The organism is Cellulosimicrobium composti (genome assembly GCF_010287905.1).
In the GTDB taxonomy this organism is placed as follows: domain Bacteria; phylum Actinomycetota; class Actinomycetes; order Actinomycetales; family Cellulomonadaceae; genus Cellulosimicrobium; species Cellulosimicrobium composti.
This window is the reverse complement of record NZ_JAAFAN010000012.1, coordinates 1-14,782: the sequence shown is the minus strand read 5'-3', so window position 1 is coordinate 14,782 and position 14,782 is coordinate 1. Positions and strand designations below refer to the sequence as shown.

General features: G+C 76.2%; 14 protein-coding genes and 1 pseudogene. 5 read left to right on the top strand and 10 right to left on the bottom strand.

Annotated features, from left to right (window positions below; genetic code table 11):
• Window positions 1-81 precede the first annotated feature (81 nt).
• From GYH36_RS05345 to GYH36_RS19255, 3 genes are all read left to right on the top strand, one after another.
• Entirely contained in the window at window positions 82-1,200 is a 1,119-nt protein-coding gene (locus GYH36_RS05345) for a VIT1/CCC1 transporter family protein (protein ID WP_115943344.1), read from the top strand.
• 104 nt (window positions 1,201-1,304) lie between these two features.
• Entirely contained in the window at window positions 1,305-2,453 is a 1,149-nt protein-coding gene (locus tag GYH36_RS05340) for a hypothetical protein (protein ID WP_162289311.1), read from the top strand.
• Window positions 2,454-2,538: 85 nt separating this feature from the next.
• Complete coding sequence (locus GYH36_RS19255) at window positions 2,539-3,948, top strand: hypothetical protein (protein ID WP_203231621.1); 1,410 nt, start codon at window positions 2,539-2,541, stop codon at window positions 3,946-3,948.
• Window positions 3,949-4,087: 139 nt separating this feature from the next.
• Here the strand turns inward: GYH36_RS19255 and GYH36_RS05330 are convergent, their stop codons facing one another.
• Both GYH36_RS05330 and GYH36_RS05325 read right to left on the bottom strand, forming a co-directional pair.
• Window positions 4,088-5,470: a GntP family permease gene (locus tag GYH36_RS05330; protein ID WP_024842295.1), complete on the bottom strand. Its 1,383-nt coding sequence runs from the start codon at window positions 5,468-5,470 to the stop codon at window positions 4,088-4,090.
• Window positions 5,471-5,517: 47 nt separating this feature from the next.
• On the bottom strand, window positions 5,518-6,090 hold the full coding sequence (locus GYH36_RS05325; RefSeq protein ID WP_155098232.1) for a gluconokinase: 573 nt from the start codon (window positions 6,088-6,090) through the stop codon (window positions 5,518-5,520).
• 167 nt (window positions 6,091-6,257) lie between these two features.
• Here GYH36_RS05325 and GYH36_RS05320 point away from each other — a divergent pair, with 167 nt between their 5' ends.
• On the top strand, window positions 6,258-6,959 hold the full coding sequence (locus GYH36_RS05320; protein ID WP_162289310.1) for a FadR/GntR family transcriptional regulator: 702 nt from the start codon (window positions 6,258-6,260) through the stop codon (window positions 6,957-6,959).
• A 66-nt stretch (window positions 6,960-7,025) separates the two neighbouring features.
• Here GYH36_RS05320 and GYH36_RS05315 read toward each other — a convergent pair whose 3' ends face one another.
• Genes GYH36_RS05315 through GYH36_RS05305 form a run of 3 tightly spaced genes read right to left on the bottom strand, consistent with a single transcriptional unit; the run spans window position 7,026 to window position 10,459 of the window.
• Window positions 7,026-9,194: an ABC transporter permease gene (locus GYH36_RS05315; protein ID WP_162289309.1), complete on the bottom strand. Its 2,169-nt coding sequence runs from the start codon at window positions 9,192-9,194 to the stop codon at window positions 7,026-7,028.
• 51 nt (window positions 9,195-9,245) lie between these two features.
• Window positions 9,246-10,058 carry a molybdate ABC transporter substrate-binding protein gene (gene modA, locus GYH36_RS05310; protein WP_312028515.1) on the bottom strand — a complete coding sequence of 271 codons (813 nt, stop codon included), beginning with the start codon at window positions 10,056-10,058 and terminating at the stop codon, window positions 9,246-9,248.
• Window positions 10,055-10,459: a TOBE domain-containing protein gene (locus GYH36_RS05305; RefSeq protein WP_115943339.1), complete on the bottom strand. Its 405-nt coding sequence runs from the start codon at window positions 10,457-10,459 to the stop codon at window positions 10,055-10,057. The genes modA and GYH36_RS05305 overlap by 4 nt, the downstream gene beginning before the upstream one ends.
• Window positions 10,460-10,518: 59 nt before the next feature.
• Between GYH36_RS05305 and GYH36_RS05300 the strand changes: the two genes are divergently transcribed.
• Entirely contained in the window at window positions 10,519-11,004 is a 486-nt protein-coding gene (locus GYH36_RS05300; protein WP_312028514.1) for a GNAT family N-acetyltransferase, read from the top strand.
• Window positions 11,005-11,012: 8 nt separating this feature from the next.
• Here GYH36_RS05300 and GYH36_RS05295 read toward each other — a convergent pair whose 3' ends face one another.
• The 5 genes and pseudogenes from GYH36_RS05295 to GYH36_RS19570 all read right to left on the bottom strand — a co-directional run.
• Window positions 11,013-11,795 carry a DUF899 family protein gene (locus tag GYH36_RS05295; protein ID WP_115943338.1) on the bottom strand — a complete coding sequence of 261 codons (783 nt, stop codon included), beginning with the start codon at window positions 11,793-11,795 and terminating at the stop codon, window positions 11,013-11,015.
• 175 nt (window positions 11,796-11,970) lie between these two features.
• Window positions 11,971-12,525: a DoxX family protein gene (locus GYH36_RS05290; RefSeq protein ID WP_024842303.1), complete on the bottom strand. Its 555-nt coding sequence runs from the start codon at window positions 12,523-12,525 to the stop codon at window positions 11,971-11,973.
• A gap of 122 nt (window positions 12,526-12,647) precedes the next feature.
• Window positions 12,648-13,403, bottom strand: coding sequence for a respiratory nitrate reductase subunit gamma (narI, locus tag GYH36_RS05285; protein ID WP_197022585.1), 756 nt, complete (start codon window positions 13,401-13,403; stop codon window positions 12,648-12,650).
• Window positions 13,400-14,041, bottom strand: a complete 642-nt coding sequence (gene narJ, locus GYH36_RS05280; protein WP_246209213.1) for a nitrate reductase molybdenum cofactor assembly chaperone — start codon at window positions 14,039-14,041, stop codon at window positions 13,400-13,402. Before narJ ends, narI begins: the two co-directional genes overlap by 4 nt.
• 116 nt (window positions 14,042-14,157) lie before the next feature.
• Window positions 14,158-14,782, bottom strand: a pseudogene (locus tag GYH36_RS19570) (hypothetical protein); the annotation flags it as partial.

The following is a 14,782-nucleotide window of genomic DNA, read 5'->3' as shown; positions in this document are numbered from 1 at the left end:
GCAACCGAGGTCGCGGCCGGGCGACGACCCGACTTCGGTCCCGCGAAACCGCGCGGCGCGGAAAATCGCCATGATGGAGCCATGCCCACCCCGCCTGAGCCTCCCACCGGCGTGCCCTCGGCACCGTCCCCCGGGCGCACGCCCACCCCGCAGGAGGTGCGCCGGTGGCGCCGCTTCCTCGCGGACGAGCGCGCGGAGGCCGCCGTCTACCGCGACCTCGCGAGCCGCCGCACCGGAGAGGAGCGCGACATCCTCCTCGCGCTCGCCGACGCGGAGGGCCGCCACGAGCAGCACTGGCTCGACCTGCTCGGCGACGACGCCGGCCGGCCCCTGCGCGGCGACTGGCGCACCCGCACCCTCGGCTGGCTCGCGCGGCGCTTCGGCGGCGTGTTCGTGCTCGCGCTCGCCCAGCGCGCTGAGGCGCGCTCCACGTACGACACCGACGCGGACGCGACGCCCACGATGGCGGCCGACGAGCGCATCCACGAGGAGGTCGTGCGCGGTCTCGCGACGCGCGGGCGCAACCGCCTCTCCGGCACGTTCCGGGCCGCGGTGTTCGGCGCGAACGACGGCCTCGTGTCCAACCTCGCGCTGATCCTCGGCATCGGCGCGTCCGGGGCGTCGAACAGCACGGTGCTGCTCTCGGGCCTCGCGGGGCTCCTCGCGGGCGCGCTGTCCATGGGCGCGGGCGAGTACGTGTCGGTGCGCTCGCAGCGCGAGCTGCTCGACGCGTCGACCCCGAGCCCGCAGGCGTCCGCCGCCCTGCCCGACCTCGACGTCGACGCCAACGAGCTCGCGCTCGTCTACCGCGCGCGGGGCATGGCCCCCGCCGAGGCGGAGGAGCACGCCGCGGACGTCCTCGCGACGTACACGCAGCACACGGTCATCGCGCCGCCGCCGAGCGCGGACGAGCACGAGACGCACGGGACCGCGGTCGGCGCGGCGGTGTCGTCGTTCCTGTTCTTCGCGTCGGGCGCGCTCGTCCCGGTGCTGCCGTACCTGTTCGGCCTCACGGGGTTCGTCGCCGTCGCGGTGGCCGCGGCCCTCGTGGGCGTCGCGCTCCTCGCGACCGGCGCGACGGTCGGGCTGCTCTCCGGGACGTCGCCCCTCACGCGCGCGCTGCGCCAGATCGCGATCGGCTTCGGCGCCGCCGCGGCCACCTACGTCCTCGGGCTGGTGTTCGGGGCAACGGTCGGGTGAAACCCCCGGCTCGGGTGGTGAGCGTCACACGCCGTGCCTACCGTGGCCGCGGACGGGCGGACGGCCCGTCGCCTCGCTGCACCGACGACCCCCCGGGACGCCCGATGGACGAGACGCACGACGCGCAGGGCAGGCGCGCACCAGCCGCCCGTCGCTGGCTCGTGCGCGCCCTCGCGGCCGCCGGAGGGCTCGGCGCAGGGCTCACGATCGCCGTCGCGACCGCGGGCGGTGCGTCCGCGGCGGACGACCCGCTCGGCCTCGGCACGGCGCTGGCTCCCGTGACGTCGACGGTGCGGACCGTCGTCGACCCGGCCGTGGACGACGTCGTCGCCCCCGTCGTGCACGACGTCGTCGCTCCCGTGGTCGAGCCCGTCGCCCCGGTCGTCGAACGGGCAGCCGTACCGGTCGCCCCGGTGGTCGAGGACGTCGTCGCTCCCGTCGCGCCCGTGGTCGAGGAGGTCGCCGCTCCCGTCGCGCCGGTGGTCGAGGAGGTCGTCGCTCCCGTCGCGCCGGTGGTCGAGAAGGTCGTCGCCCCGGTGGCGCCCGCCGTCCGGCCCGCGGTCGACGCCGTCGCGCCCGTGACCACGCCGGTGCTCGACGCCGTCGTGCCGGTGGCGGCGCCCGTCGTCGGGGCGGTGGCGCCCGTGGTCGACCCCGTGCTCGGGGCCGTGTCGCCTGCGCTCGACCCGGTGACGCCGGTGCTGGAGGCCGTGGCCCCCGTGCTCGACCTCCTCGCCCCGGTCACCGACCCCGTGCTCGGCCCGGTCACCGGCCCGCTCGCGCCCGTCGACCCGCTCGCGCCCGTGCTGCCCGACGTGCCCGGGACCGACGCCTCGGGGCCCGGGGCGTCCGGGCACACCTCGCCCGCCGCGCCGCCGCTCGTGACCGAGCACGCGCCTGCCGCGGTGCCTTCCCAACCAGGACCGGATCCCTCCTCGCCCGCCGGCCCCCACGAGCTCTCCACCGCGTGGGCGGCGCACGACCCCGCCCCGGTGGGAACCGCCGTCGCGCCGATCGCTGCTGCCGCCCCCGCGGGCGGGCCGGCGTCGCCCGCCGGCGTCCCCGCGGACGGCGCCCCGGGAGCGACCCCCGCGCCGTCCGGGAGCGTGCACCGCGCCGGCTCGGGCGGCGACGTCGCCGCCGTCGGGCTGGGCGCCGACGCGCCCGCTCTCGCGTCGTGGACCGCCGTCGTCGACGACGCGCGCTCGACGCACCCCTCGACGTTCTTCGAGGTCCCCGTTCCCCCTGCCTGAGGTGGTCCGCCGCCGCGCGCCGCGCGGCAGACGTGACCCGGCGCCGTCGTGCGCCACCACCTTCTGAGCAGGAGAGAGAACGATGATGCACACCTTCGTTCGGCGAGCGCTGCGCACAGCGCTCGTCACAGGCGGCCTCGTGGTCGTCGGGGCCGGAGCGGCCCACGCAGCCGAGGGCGACGTCCTCGGCGATCTCGGGCTGGACGTGTCGGTCGAGGCTCCGCTGAGCCAGGTGACCGACGTCCTTCCCGACGTCTCGGTGGACGTCCCCGTGGACGTCCCCGTCACCGTGTCCGACGTCGCGGTCGGAGTGCTCGGGGACGCGACCGTGGAGCCGGCGCTGGCGCCGGAGCCCGCCCCCGCGCCCGCCCCCGAGCCGGAACCGGCGCCCGCCGGTCCGTCCGACGTCGACCTCGACGCCCCTGTGACGATTCCCGTGGACGTGTCCGGTGTCGCGGTGGGCGTGCTGGGCGACGCGGCGGTGACGCCCGCAGCGGCGCCGGTCCCCGAGCCAGCTCCCGCTCCGGAGCCCGCTCCGGCGGACCCGGCGGGCGTGGACGTCGACGTGCCGGTGACGGTGCCCGTGGACGTGTCCGGCGTGGCGGTGGGCGTGCTGGGCGACGCGACGGTGAGCCCGGCGCCGGCGCCCGCCCCGGTCCCGGAGCCCGCTCCCGCTCCCGCTCCGGAGCCTGCTCCGGCGGAGCCGGCGGGCGTGGACGTCGACGTGCCGGTGACCGTTCCCGTGGACGTGTCCGGTGTGGCGGTGGGCGTGCTGGGCGACGCGGCGGTCGGCGGCACGGCGGCCGGCGACGGTGCCGGCGCGGGCGAGGGCGCCGGGGACGGCGCCGCCCCGGCCGGTGGTACCGGCGTTCTCGACGACCTGCTCGGCGAGGACGGCCTGGTCGACGACCTGCTGGGCGGCGACAGCGGTCTCCTCGACGGCGGTCTCGTCGACCGCGTGGTGGGGGAGGGCGGCGTGCTCGGCGCGCTGCCCGACGTCGCGCTCGACGCGCCGGTGACGGTTCCCGTGACCGTGTGCGGCGTGGGCGTCGGGATCCTGGGCGACGCGTCCGCGGCGTGCCCGACGGCCGCCGTCCTGCCGACGGACCCGACGGACCCCACGGACCCGACGGACCCCACGGACCCGACGGACCCGACCGGCCCGACGGACCCGACGGACCCGACGGACCCGACGGACCCGACCGGCCCGACGGGACCTGACGGCCCGGGGTCGGGCGACGGCGCGGACGGCACCGTGGTCCGTGTCTCCTACCCGGCGGGCGTCGGGACGGGCGGCGCGGCTGCCGCGGTCGGCGGCTCGGTCGTGGCGTCGGGACCTGCGGCGCTCGCGACGACGGGCGCGGGCGGTGACCTGGGGCTGCTGGTCATGGCGGGGCTGCTCACGCTGCTCGGCCTGACGCTCCAGCGCTTCCGTCGCCGCTCGTGGGTCGCCGACCCGGACGCCTACACCCCGGTCTTCACCGACCGGGCCTGACGTCCCTCGACGGGACCGCCCGGGCCGCGCGCCCGGGCGGTCCTCAGCGCGGTCGCGCCGGACCTGGCCAGGGAGCACCCGGGGCGACCGCGCCGGGCGGCGCCGTGCGCTCGCGCGCGGCGCCGCCTGCGGTCGGCCGCTAGGCGACGGCGAAGACGAGCGCCGCGATCGCGAAGCCCATGACGCCGATCGCGGTCTCCATGACCGTCCACGTGCGCAGCGTCGTCTTCACGTCCATGTCGAAGAACCGGCCCACGAGCCAGAACCCGGAGTCGTTGACGTGGCTGAGCACGACCGACCCGGCGGCGACGGAGACGACGACCGCGGCGAGCTCGACCGCGTTGAAGCCGCCCGCCTCGACGGCGGGGGCGATGAGCCCGGCGGCCGTCGTCAGCGCGACGGTGGCCGAGCCCTGCGCCACGCGCAGGATCGCGGCGATGAGGAAGCCGGCCACGATCACGGGCAGGCCGAGGTCGCCGAGCACGTCGGCGAGCGCGTCGCCGATGCCGGTCGCGCGCAGCACGCCGCCGAACATGCCGCCCGCGCCGGTGATGAGGATGACGGAGCAGACCGGGCCGAGCGCCGAGTCGAGCGTCTTCTCGAGCGCCGTGCCGGAGACGCCGCGTCGCCGCCCGAGGACCCACGCGGCGACGAGCACCGTGATGAGGAGCGCGACGGGCGTCGCGCCGACGGCCCGCAGCACCTGGACGGCGGGGTTCTCGGCGTCGACGCTCCCGGCCGCGCGTAGCGCGTCAAGGCCGGTGTTGGCGAAGATGAGCACGAGCGGGAGCAGCAGGATCGTGACGACGGTGCCGAACTTCGGCGGGTTCTCGAGCTGCTTCTCGTCGGCCTCGCCGAGGATCGAGGGGATGGGCAGGTCGATGCGACGGCCGACGTAGCGGGCGAACAGGTAGCTCGTGGCGTACCACGTGGGGATCGCGACGACGAGCCCGAGGAGGATGACGATGCCGATGTTCGCGCCGAGGAACTCGCTCGCCGCGACGGGGCCGGGGTGCGGCGGCACGTAGATGTGCATGACGGAGAACGCGCCCGCGACGGGGAGGCCGTAGAGGAGGAGCGAGCCGCCGAGCTTGCGCCCGACGGAGAAGACGATGGGCAGCATGACGACGAGGCCCGCGTCGAAGAAGATCGGGAACCCGAAGATCAGGGACGCGAGGCCGAGCGCGAACGGTGCGCGCTTCTCGCCGAACTTCCCGATGAGGAAGTCGGCCATGACCTGCGCGCCGCCGCTCGTCTCGACGAGCCGGCCGAGCATCGCGCCGAGGCCGACGAGCAGGGCGACGGTCGCGAGGGTCGAGCCGAAGCCCGCGGTGAGCACCTCGATGATCGATCCGGTGGGGATGCCGGCCACGACGGCGGTCAGCAGGCTCACGAGGACGAGTGCGAGGAACGCGTGCAGCTTGAGCTTGATGATGAGGAACAGCAGGAGCGCGATCGCGCCCGCGGCGATCGCGAGCAGCGGTCCGGCGGTCAGGGTCTGTGTCCAGTCCTCGGGGGGCATGGTGTCTCCGTCGACGGTCGTGGTCGGGTGCTGGGGAGGTGCGCGGCTCAGCGCGCGCCGGGTGCGACGCTCAGGTGCGTGCGGGCGAGGATCTGCTCGACGATCTGCTCGGGCGTGGAGGCGACGTCGAGCGTGAACCCGGGCTCGTCGTCGGCCAGGGGCTCGAGCGTGGCGAGCTGCGACGGCAGGAGCGACGTGGGCATGAAGTGCCCGCTGCGGTGCTCCATGCGCTCGCCGAGCAGCTCGCGGCTGCCGTCGAGGTGGACGAAGCACACGCTGCCGTCCGCGGTCCGCAGCAGGTCGCGGTAGGACCGCTTGAGCGCGGAGCACGTGACGACGCCGGACCGTCCGGCGTCGGCCTCGGCGCTCAACCAGTCGCGGATCGCCTCGAGCCACGGCCACCGGTCCTCGTCGGTGAGCGGCGTCCCGGCGCTCATCTTGTCGATGTTCGCCTGGGGGTGGAACTGGTCGGCCTCGGCGTACTCGGTGCCGAGGTGGCGTGCGAGGAGCGTCGCGACGGTGGTCTTGCCCGAGCCCGCGACGCCCATGACGACGAGGTGCTGGGGCGTGCGCTGATCAGGGCCGTCGGGCTGGTCGGTGGTGCTGACGTCCGTGTCCATGTGTCGACTTCCGTGTCGGGCGGGGCCTCCGGGCCGCGCACCGCGACGCTGCCGCGGTGCTCCCGGGCGACGACCGTCGTGGTCGCCGCTGGCCTCCACTGTGGGGTATTGGTGACACCTTTGGCAAGTGATTGATAGCACCATTCGCCGCCACTAGGCTGCGAGGCATGGCGACGACGGTCCTGCACACCACCGTGCTCGACACCCTCGGTCGTCGCATCACCAGCGGAGACGCCCCCGCCGGAACCCCGCTGACCCTGGAGTCGATCGGGACCGAGTTCGGCGTCTCGCGCACCGTCGCGCGGGAGGTGATGCGGCTCCTCGAGGGCCTCGGCCTCGTGCGCTCCAAGCGGCGCGTAGGCATCGTCGTGCTCGGCATCGAGGACTGGAACGTACTCGACCCGCGCGTCATCCGGTGGCGCCTCGAGGGCCCCGGCCGCGACGCCCAGCTGCGCACGCTGACCGAGCTGCGTCACGCCGTCGAGCCGCTCGCCGCCGCCGGCGCCGCCCGCCACGCGACGGACGCCGAGCGCGCCGAGCTCGTCGCCGCCGCCGCGCGCATGCGCCTGCTCGGCGAGGCGGGCGACCTCAAGGAGTTCCTCAGGCTCGACGTCCGGTTCCACGAGATCCTGCTGCGCGCGAGCGGGAACGAGATGTTCGGCGCGCTCGCCGGGGTCGTCGCGGCCGTGCTCAGCGGCCGCACCCACCTGGGCCTCATGCCCGCGTCGCCCGTCCCGGAGGCGCTCGACCAGCACGAGGCCGTCGCGCGCGCGGTCGCCGACGCCGACGCCGAGGCCGCCGAGGCGGCGATGGCCGCGATCGTCGGCGAGGTGCGCAGCGCGCTCGGCGGGGTCGAGCGCTCGTCCTAGCGGCGTAGGGCCGAGACCCCACCTGCTCGACCGGAGTCGACGGAGCGGACCGGCGCCGGCTCGCGGTCAGCGCGGGTAGACGCGAACCTCAGCGGCCTTGACGACGAACCACACGCGCTCGCCCGGCGCGAGGCGCAGCGCGGCGACGGACCGCGGCGTGAGGTCCGCGGCGAGGTGCGGCGCGGCGTGCCCGACGCCGGTCGGCGGGTCCGCAGGGCCGTCGCCCGAGCCCGGGGGCGCCACGCGCGCCCAGACCCGCAGGAGCGGCCCGTGCGGCTCGACGCTCGTCACGACGACCGGGTACGCGTTGCGCGGGCTGCCCTCGGGCGTCGTCCGGTGCACGGCGACCGCGCGCGGCTCGAACACCGCGACGGCCCGGTCCCCGACGCCGAGCGGCTCGTCCGCCGTGCCCCGCACCCGGACCGCGGCGCCCTCGACGGCGACCGTCACCTCGCGCTCGTCGTCCGGCGCGCCGTCGTCGCCCTCGCCGTCGCCGGGCGCGCCCGGGGCGCCCGGGGCTGCGGGGACGAGCGCGGGCTCGGGAGCGGCGACGTGCGCGACGCTCCCGGCGAGCAGGTTGACGCCCGCGAGGCGGGCAGCGAACCGGGACCGGGGGCGCGTCAGCACCTCGTCGACGGGGCCGTCCTCGACGACGCGGCCGTCGGCCAGCACGACGACGCGGTCGGCGAGCAGGAGCACGTCGAGCAGGTCGTGCGTCACGAGGAGCGTCGTGCGGGGCCGCTCGCGCTGCGCGTGGTGCAGCACCGACCGCACGTGCTGCGCCACGCCGACGTCGAGGGAGGCGAGCGGCTCGTCGAGGAGGAGCACGCGCGGGTCGGTCGCGAGCGCCCGCGCGATCGCGACGCGCTGCGCCTGCCCGCCCGAGAGGTCGGTCGCGCGGCGGGACGCGAGGTCCGCGGCTCCGACGCGGGCGAGCGCGGCCCGGGCCGCGCGCCGCGCCCGGGCGCGGGGCACGCCCCGCGCGCGCAGCCCGAACGCGACGTTGCCCTCGACCGTGAGGTTCTCGAAGAGCAGGGGGCGCTGGCTCAGCCACGCGACGCGGCGACGTCTCGGCGCGGCGCGCGTGACGTCGTCGTCCCCGACCACGACCCGGGCCCCGCGCGTCGTGCCGGGCGCCAGGAGCCCGGCGACGACCTGGACGAGCGTCGACTTCCCCGCGCCGTTCTCGCCGAGCACCGCGACGACCTGGCCCGGCGCGACGGCGAGGTCGACGTCGAGCCCGCGCTCGGGGACGACAGCCCGCACGGCGAGCGCGGCGGGCGTCGCGTCCGGCTCCGGGTCGGCCGCACGGGGCGCCGCCGGGCCGCTCCCGCTCCCGGGCGGGGCGTCCGCGCCGACGCCCGGGACGGCGTCGGCCAGGGGGCGCGAGGCGGGTGCGTCCGGGCCACCTCGCCGCGGACGGGCCGAGCGCGCACCCGGACCGCCGAGGAGGCGCGGGCCGTGGACGGCGGCGGTGATGAGCACCGCGACCACGACGAGCAGGAACGACAGCGCGACCGCAGTGTCCGGGTCCGCGCTGCGCTGGAGGTAGATCTCGAGCGGCAGCGTCTGCGTGACGCCCTGGAGCGCGCCCGCGAACGTGATCGTCGCGCCGAACTCGCCGAGGGCGCGCGCGAACGCGAGCACCGCGCCCGAGAGCAGGCCGGGCAGCACGCGCGGCAGCGTGACGCGGCGCAGCACGGTCGTGGGCCGCGCGCCGAGCGTCGCGGCGACGTCCTCGAGGCGCGTGTCCTGGCTGCGCAGCGCGCCCTCCAGGCTGAGCACGAGGAACGGCAGCGCGACGAACGTCTGCGCCAGCACGACGGCCGTCGTCGTGAACGCGATCTCGACCCCCAGCATTTCGAGGTGCCGGCCGATCAGCCCGCGCCGCCCGAACGTGTGCAGCAGCGCGATGCCCCCCACGACGGGCGGCAGCACGAGCGGCAGCAGCACGAGGGCGCGCGCGACGCGCTGGCCGGGGAACGTCGTCCGGGCGAGGACGAGCGCCATCGGGGTGCCGAGGACGACGCACGCGACCGTCGCGGCGAGCGCCGTGCGCACGGACAGGCCGAGGGCGTCGAGCGCGGCGGGGGACGTCAGGAGCGCCCACAGCCCGCCGGACCCGTCCGGCCCCGGTGCGAGCTCGACGCGCGCGACCGTTGCCGCGACGGGCACGACGACGAACAGCGCGCCGAGCAGCGCCGGGACGAGGACCCAGCGGGGGAGGCCGCGCATCACGACCCGCCCCGGCGTCGCGGCCGCACCGGCCTCATGGCGTCACCGGCTTCACGGCGACGCCCCGTCCGGTGCGCCGAAGCCCGCCGCGGCGAGCGCCGCCTGCCCGGACTCGCCGGTCACGAGGTCGACCCACGCCCGCGCGAGCGCGACCTGCTCCGGACCCGCCTCCCGGGCGGCCGCGACGACGGCGACCGGGTAGACGTTGAGCGCCGCGTCGGTCTCGGGCACGTCGACCACCGCGACGTCGGCGCCCGCGAGCGTCGCGTCGGTGACGTACACGAGGCCCGCGTCGGCCTCACCGGACGTGACCTTGGCGAGCACGTCGGTGACGCTGGCCTCCTCGCTCACGCGGTGGAGGGTGACGCCCGCGGCCTCGGCGACGCGGTCGGTCGCGGTGCCGCACGGGACCTGCGGCGCGCACACGACGACCCTGACGTCGTCGCGCGCGAGGTCGGCGAACGTCTCGACGCCGGCCGGGTTGTCGGGCGGGGTGACGACCGTCAGCGTGTTCGTCGCGAACGGGACGGGGTCGGACGCGTCGCCCGCCTCGACGACCCGCGTCATCGTGCGCTCGTCGGCCGAGGCGAGGATGTCGGCGGGTGCGCCCGCGAGGACCTGGTCACCCAGGTCGGAGGACCCGGCGAACGACAGCGTCACAGTCACGCCGTCGTGCTCGGCCTCGAAGCCCGCGGCGAGGTCCGTGAACACGTCGCGCAGCGACGCCGCGGCGAGCACGGTGAGCGTGCGCTCGTCGGCCGCGCCCGTGCCGTCCGGTGACGCCGCCCCGCCGGCGCCGCACGCCGCGAGCCCGAGCGCGACCCCGGCGGCGAGCGCCGCCGACAGCCCGCGGGCCGTGCTCACGCGGCGCCGCCCGGCGTCTCGACGACGACGGTCGTCGCCTTGACGACGGCCACGGCGAGGCTCCCCGGCTCGAGGCGCAGCTCGCGCACGGCCTCGGTGCTCATGAGCGACACGACCCGCTGGCCGCCGCACAGCATCTCGACCTGGGACATGACGGTGTCGCTCACGACGTCGGTGACGATCCCGACGAACCGGTTGCGCGCCGAGCGCGCGACGCCGGACGGGTCGGGGGTCGGGTGCGCCTGGGCGACGGCGAAGCGCGCGAGCTCCGCGCCGTCGACGACCTTGCGCCCGGCGTCGTCGGCGCTCGCGGCGAGGTCGCCCGCGTCGACCCAGCGGCGCACGGTGTCGTCGCTGACCCCGAGGAGGCTCGCGGCCTCACGGATCCGAAAATGCGGCATGACATCAACGATATACCCGCATCTGCGGAACGGTCCGGGTGGTGTGGCACGCTCGGGCCGTGAGCGAGACGACCACAGGGGCGGCCGTGCGCGTCGGCGCCGAGGACCCGACGGCCGCCGACGTGCTGGCGCTGCTGCAGGAGCACCTGGACGACATGTACGCCACGTCGCCGCCCGAGAGCGTGCACGCGCTCGACGTCGAGCGCCTGCACGCGCCGGACATCACGTTCGTCACCGCGCGCGCGGACGACGGGACGCTGCTCGGGTGCGGGGCCCTCAAGCAGCACGACGCGACCCTGGGCGAGCTCAAGTCCATGCGCACGACGGCGGCAGCCCGGGGCCGCGGGGTCGGCGCTGCGGTCCTCGGGCACCTGCTCGACGTCGCGCGCGACCGCGGGCTCGCGCGCGTCAGCCTGGAGACGGGCGCCGAGGAGTACTTCGCGCCCGCGCGCCGGCTCTACGCGCGCCACGGGTTCGTGCCGTGCGCGCCCTTCGCCGACTACACCCACGACCCGCTGAGCGTGTACCTGACCCTCGCGCTCTGACGCGGGACTCAGTGGTGGTGGTCGTGGCGGCCGAGGGTCTCGACCGGGGTCGCGCCGGGGCGGGTCCACTGCGGCGCGGGGCGCGAGGTCTCGCTCCAGCCGGCGACGCCGTCGGCGTCCGTGCGCCAGAACCAGCCGGGGTGGTGGGCCTCGGGCCAGCCGTCGGGCTGGTCCTCCCACGTCTCGCGACGGCCGTAGGGGGTGCGGTCGAGCAGGGCGAACGCGGGGTTGGTGGGCTCGGTGCCGCGACCCGTCGTGCGGTAGGTGAGGAACACGCGGTCGCCGTCGCGCAGGAACACGCTGAGGTATCCCATGTCGCCGCCGACCGGCGCGTCGAGCCCGCGCACCGAGTACCAGGGCTGGGTGTAGCCCATGAACTCCACGTACGGCTCCACCTCGTCCCACGCGCCCACGGTGAGGATCGCGAAGGAGACGCCGCGCGCGTTGAGGTACACGGCGTCGCGCAGGTGCCACGCGGTCCACGTGCACCCCTCGCACTGCCCCTGGTGCGGGGCGCCGTCGTGCCACATGTGCTGGTACACCACGAGCTCGTCGCGGCCCTGGAACAGGTCGAGGAACGGGGTCGGGCCGTCGGGGCCGACGACGGCGACGGTGCCGTCGATCTCGACCATCGGGAGCCGGCGGCGCGCCGCGGCGAGCGCGTCGCCCTGCCGCGTGTGCGCCTTCTCCTGCACGAGGAGCTCGTCGCGCGCGGCCTGCCAGGTGGCGAGGTCGACGACGGGCGGGCGGCCGGGCCGGGACGGGGCCGGGGTGCTGGGCGTGGTCGTCATGAAGTCCTCCGTCGGGGTGCGGGGCGTCGCTCGACACCTGCGTCGAGAGGGAGGACCGGCGGACCGGTCGGGACTCATCGCTCGCCCGTGACGACGACGGACCCCGTGACCGGTGCCGGTCACGGGGTCCGCGGGTCGTTCGTCGGGTCAGGTGAGGCGTGCGAGCGCCGAGGTGTCATGCGTCGAGCTTCAGCCGAGCCCCGAGGGCGACGGCGGCGACGACGGCCGCGCCGGTGACGAGCACGAGGTCCTTGAGGACGTACTGGCCCATGAGGGTCATGCCGTCGCCGAACAGCTCGCCCGCGAACAGGACGATCGGCGAGAGGATCCCGGCCATCGCGACCGCGAGGGCGACGAGGCCCGTGCGCAGCAGGCGCCCGGTGACGAGCGTCAGGCCGATGAACGTCTCGAGGACCGCGGTGAAGATCACCGCCGCCGTCCCGCCGACGACGCCGAAGGTCAGCGTCTCGACCGTGCGGGCGGCGATCGACTCCGCGGGGCTCGCGCCGGGGACGAACTTCAGGACGCCGAACCCGAGGAACACGAGCCCGAGGGCGACGCGCAGCGCGGGGACGGACCAGCGCGTGAGGAACCGCACGGTCGCGGCGACGGCGGCGTCGACGCGGTCGGCCAGCCGTGCGGGCACGACGGCGGAGCGGCGCCGGGCCGAGGCCGCCGACGGGGGGACGACACGAGCACGACCCGGGGTCGTGGGGACGGTGGTGGACATCTCTCGAACCTCTTCCGGTGACGGTCGCGGTCCCTGTGACCGCCCCTGGAAGGAGGGGGTCCGCGGCCGTACCGAGGACGCCCGGTCCCGGTTTTCACCCGCTCGGAGAGCGTCGTCGCAGGTCAGCGCCGCGGCTGCTCGGAGGGGTCCCAGCCCGGCCGCGGGGTGCGCGCCGCGACGGAGGCGTCCCGCGAGCGGTACACGACGTACGGGCGGAACACGTACGGGACGGGCGCGGAGAACGCGTGCACGAGCCGCGTGAACGGCCACAGGACGAACAGCAGGTTCGCCGCGACGATGTGGAGCTGGAACGCGGCGGGCACGCCCTCCATGAGCGCGGGCTGCGGCTGCAGGTACCACAGCGACCGGAACCAGGGCGAGATCGTCTCCCGGTAGTCGTACCCGTGGCCGCCCGCGACGAGCTGCGTCTGCACCGTGGCCCACGTGCCGAGCAGGATCGACGCGGCGAGGAAGACGTACATCGTCTTGTCCATGCGCGTCGTCGCACGGAACACCGGACCAGTGGTCCGCCGCCGGTAGACCAGGATGAGCAGCCCGGCGACGAGCGCGACGGCCGCGATCGACCCCATGTAGGTGGCGACGAAGTGGTACGCGACCTCCTTGATGCCCACCGCCTCGGTCCACGACCTGGGGATGACGAGGCCCAGGAGGTGCCCGAGGATCACGAACAGCAGCCCGAAGTGGAACAGCGGCGACCCGAGGCGCAGCAGCCGCTTCTCGTAGAGCTCGCTCGACCGCGTGGTCCAGCCGAACTTGTCGTAGCGGTACCGCCAGACCGACCCCACGACGAACACCGCGAACGTCACGTACGGGAACACGACCCACAGCAGGACCTCGCCCGTGCTCACCCCGTTCATCGCGCCACCTCCCGCGGCGTCCCGCGACCCAGCGCCGGGCCCGGCGCCGGCCCGTACGGCTCCAGCGCGACCGGCTCCATCCCGACGAGCTCGGCAGGCGGTCCCGCCGTGACGAGCTCGACGTACCGCTGCTGCGTGCGCTCGTCGAGCGGGGGCAGCGTGAGGCACACGGCCTCGACCAGCCCGGTCCACGGGCTCGCCACGCTCTCGAGCGCCGTCCGCAGCACCTCGATCCCGTCGCGGTGCGCCGCGAGCAGGCCCGCCGCGATCGCCGCGTCGTCGCCCGTCGCGCGCGCCGAGAACTCGAGGACCGTCGGCAGGTAGTCCGGCAGCTCCGACCCGGTGACCTCCCAGCCCGCGGCCCGGTACGCCTCGACGAACGCGACGAGCGCCGTCCCGCGCCGACGCGTGTCGCCCGCCGCGTAGTACGACAGGTACATCGAGCACTTGCGCTTGAGGTCGAACGTCGCGACGTAGCGAGCCCGGAGGTCGCCCAGGTCCGCGGCGCCGAGCAGGTCGCAGAACGCGTCGAGGCGCTCGCGGACGGCCGCGGGCAGCCCGGGAGTCGCCGCGCGGACGGCGGGCATCGCGGCGAGCACGTCGTCGTCCGGGTAGGCGAGCAGCACGGACGCGGCCATGTGGGTCGTGCGGCGCTGGGTGCCCGACGCCGCCACGGGAGCCAGGTGGTCGGGCAGCGGTCCGCGCGGCCGCGCCCCGGGGCGCAGTGACGGGGTCGGGAGAAGCGATCGCGTCCTCATCGCGTGCCCCCGTCGGGCTCGACGCCGGGTCCCGTCCCGGGCGCGGGGCCGCGTGCCGACCCGCCCGCCGGGCCTCCGGGCGTCGGCCCGTCGCCCGGGCGACCACCGGACCCGGAGGGACCGGGGATGGTGTCGTGGCGCGCGTCCTGCCGGCCGCCGGGCAGCGAGCCCGGGGAGCCCGGCCCGACCCCGCCCGAGGCCCCCGCGGCGTCGCCCGACGACGCGTCGCCGCCCGGCGGGAACAGCCCGGGCGGGCGGCCGTTGCCGTCCCAGTTGAGGAGGTTGACGCGCCCCGGCGTCGAGGGCCCGTACGGCGAGTCCGCCGTCTGCCGGGCCTGGAGCACGTGAAAGTTCTCGACCGCGACGGGCACCGGGGTGCCGGACGTCTCGCCGAACGGCCCCGCGCCGGTGAGCCCCATGCCGCCCATGCCGGGGCCGCCGTCGTAGTCGAGGGAGCAGGACAGCTCGTCGAGCTCGCGGGCGATCTCGGTGTGGGCGGTGGGGATGACGTACCGGTCTTCGTACTTGGCGATGGCGAGGAGGCGGTACATGTCCTGGATCTGGGTGCCGGTCATGCCGACGGCGGCTGCGGTCTGTTCGTGGGGGTCGTGGCCGAGGTTG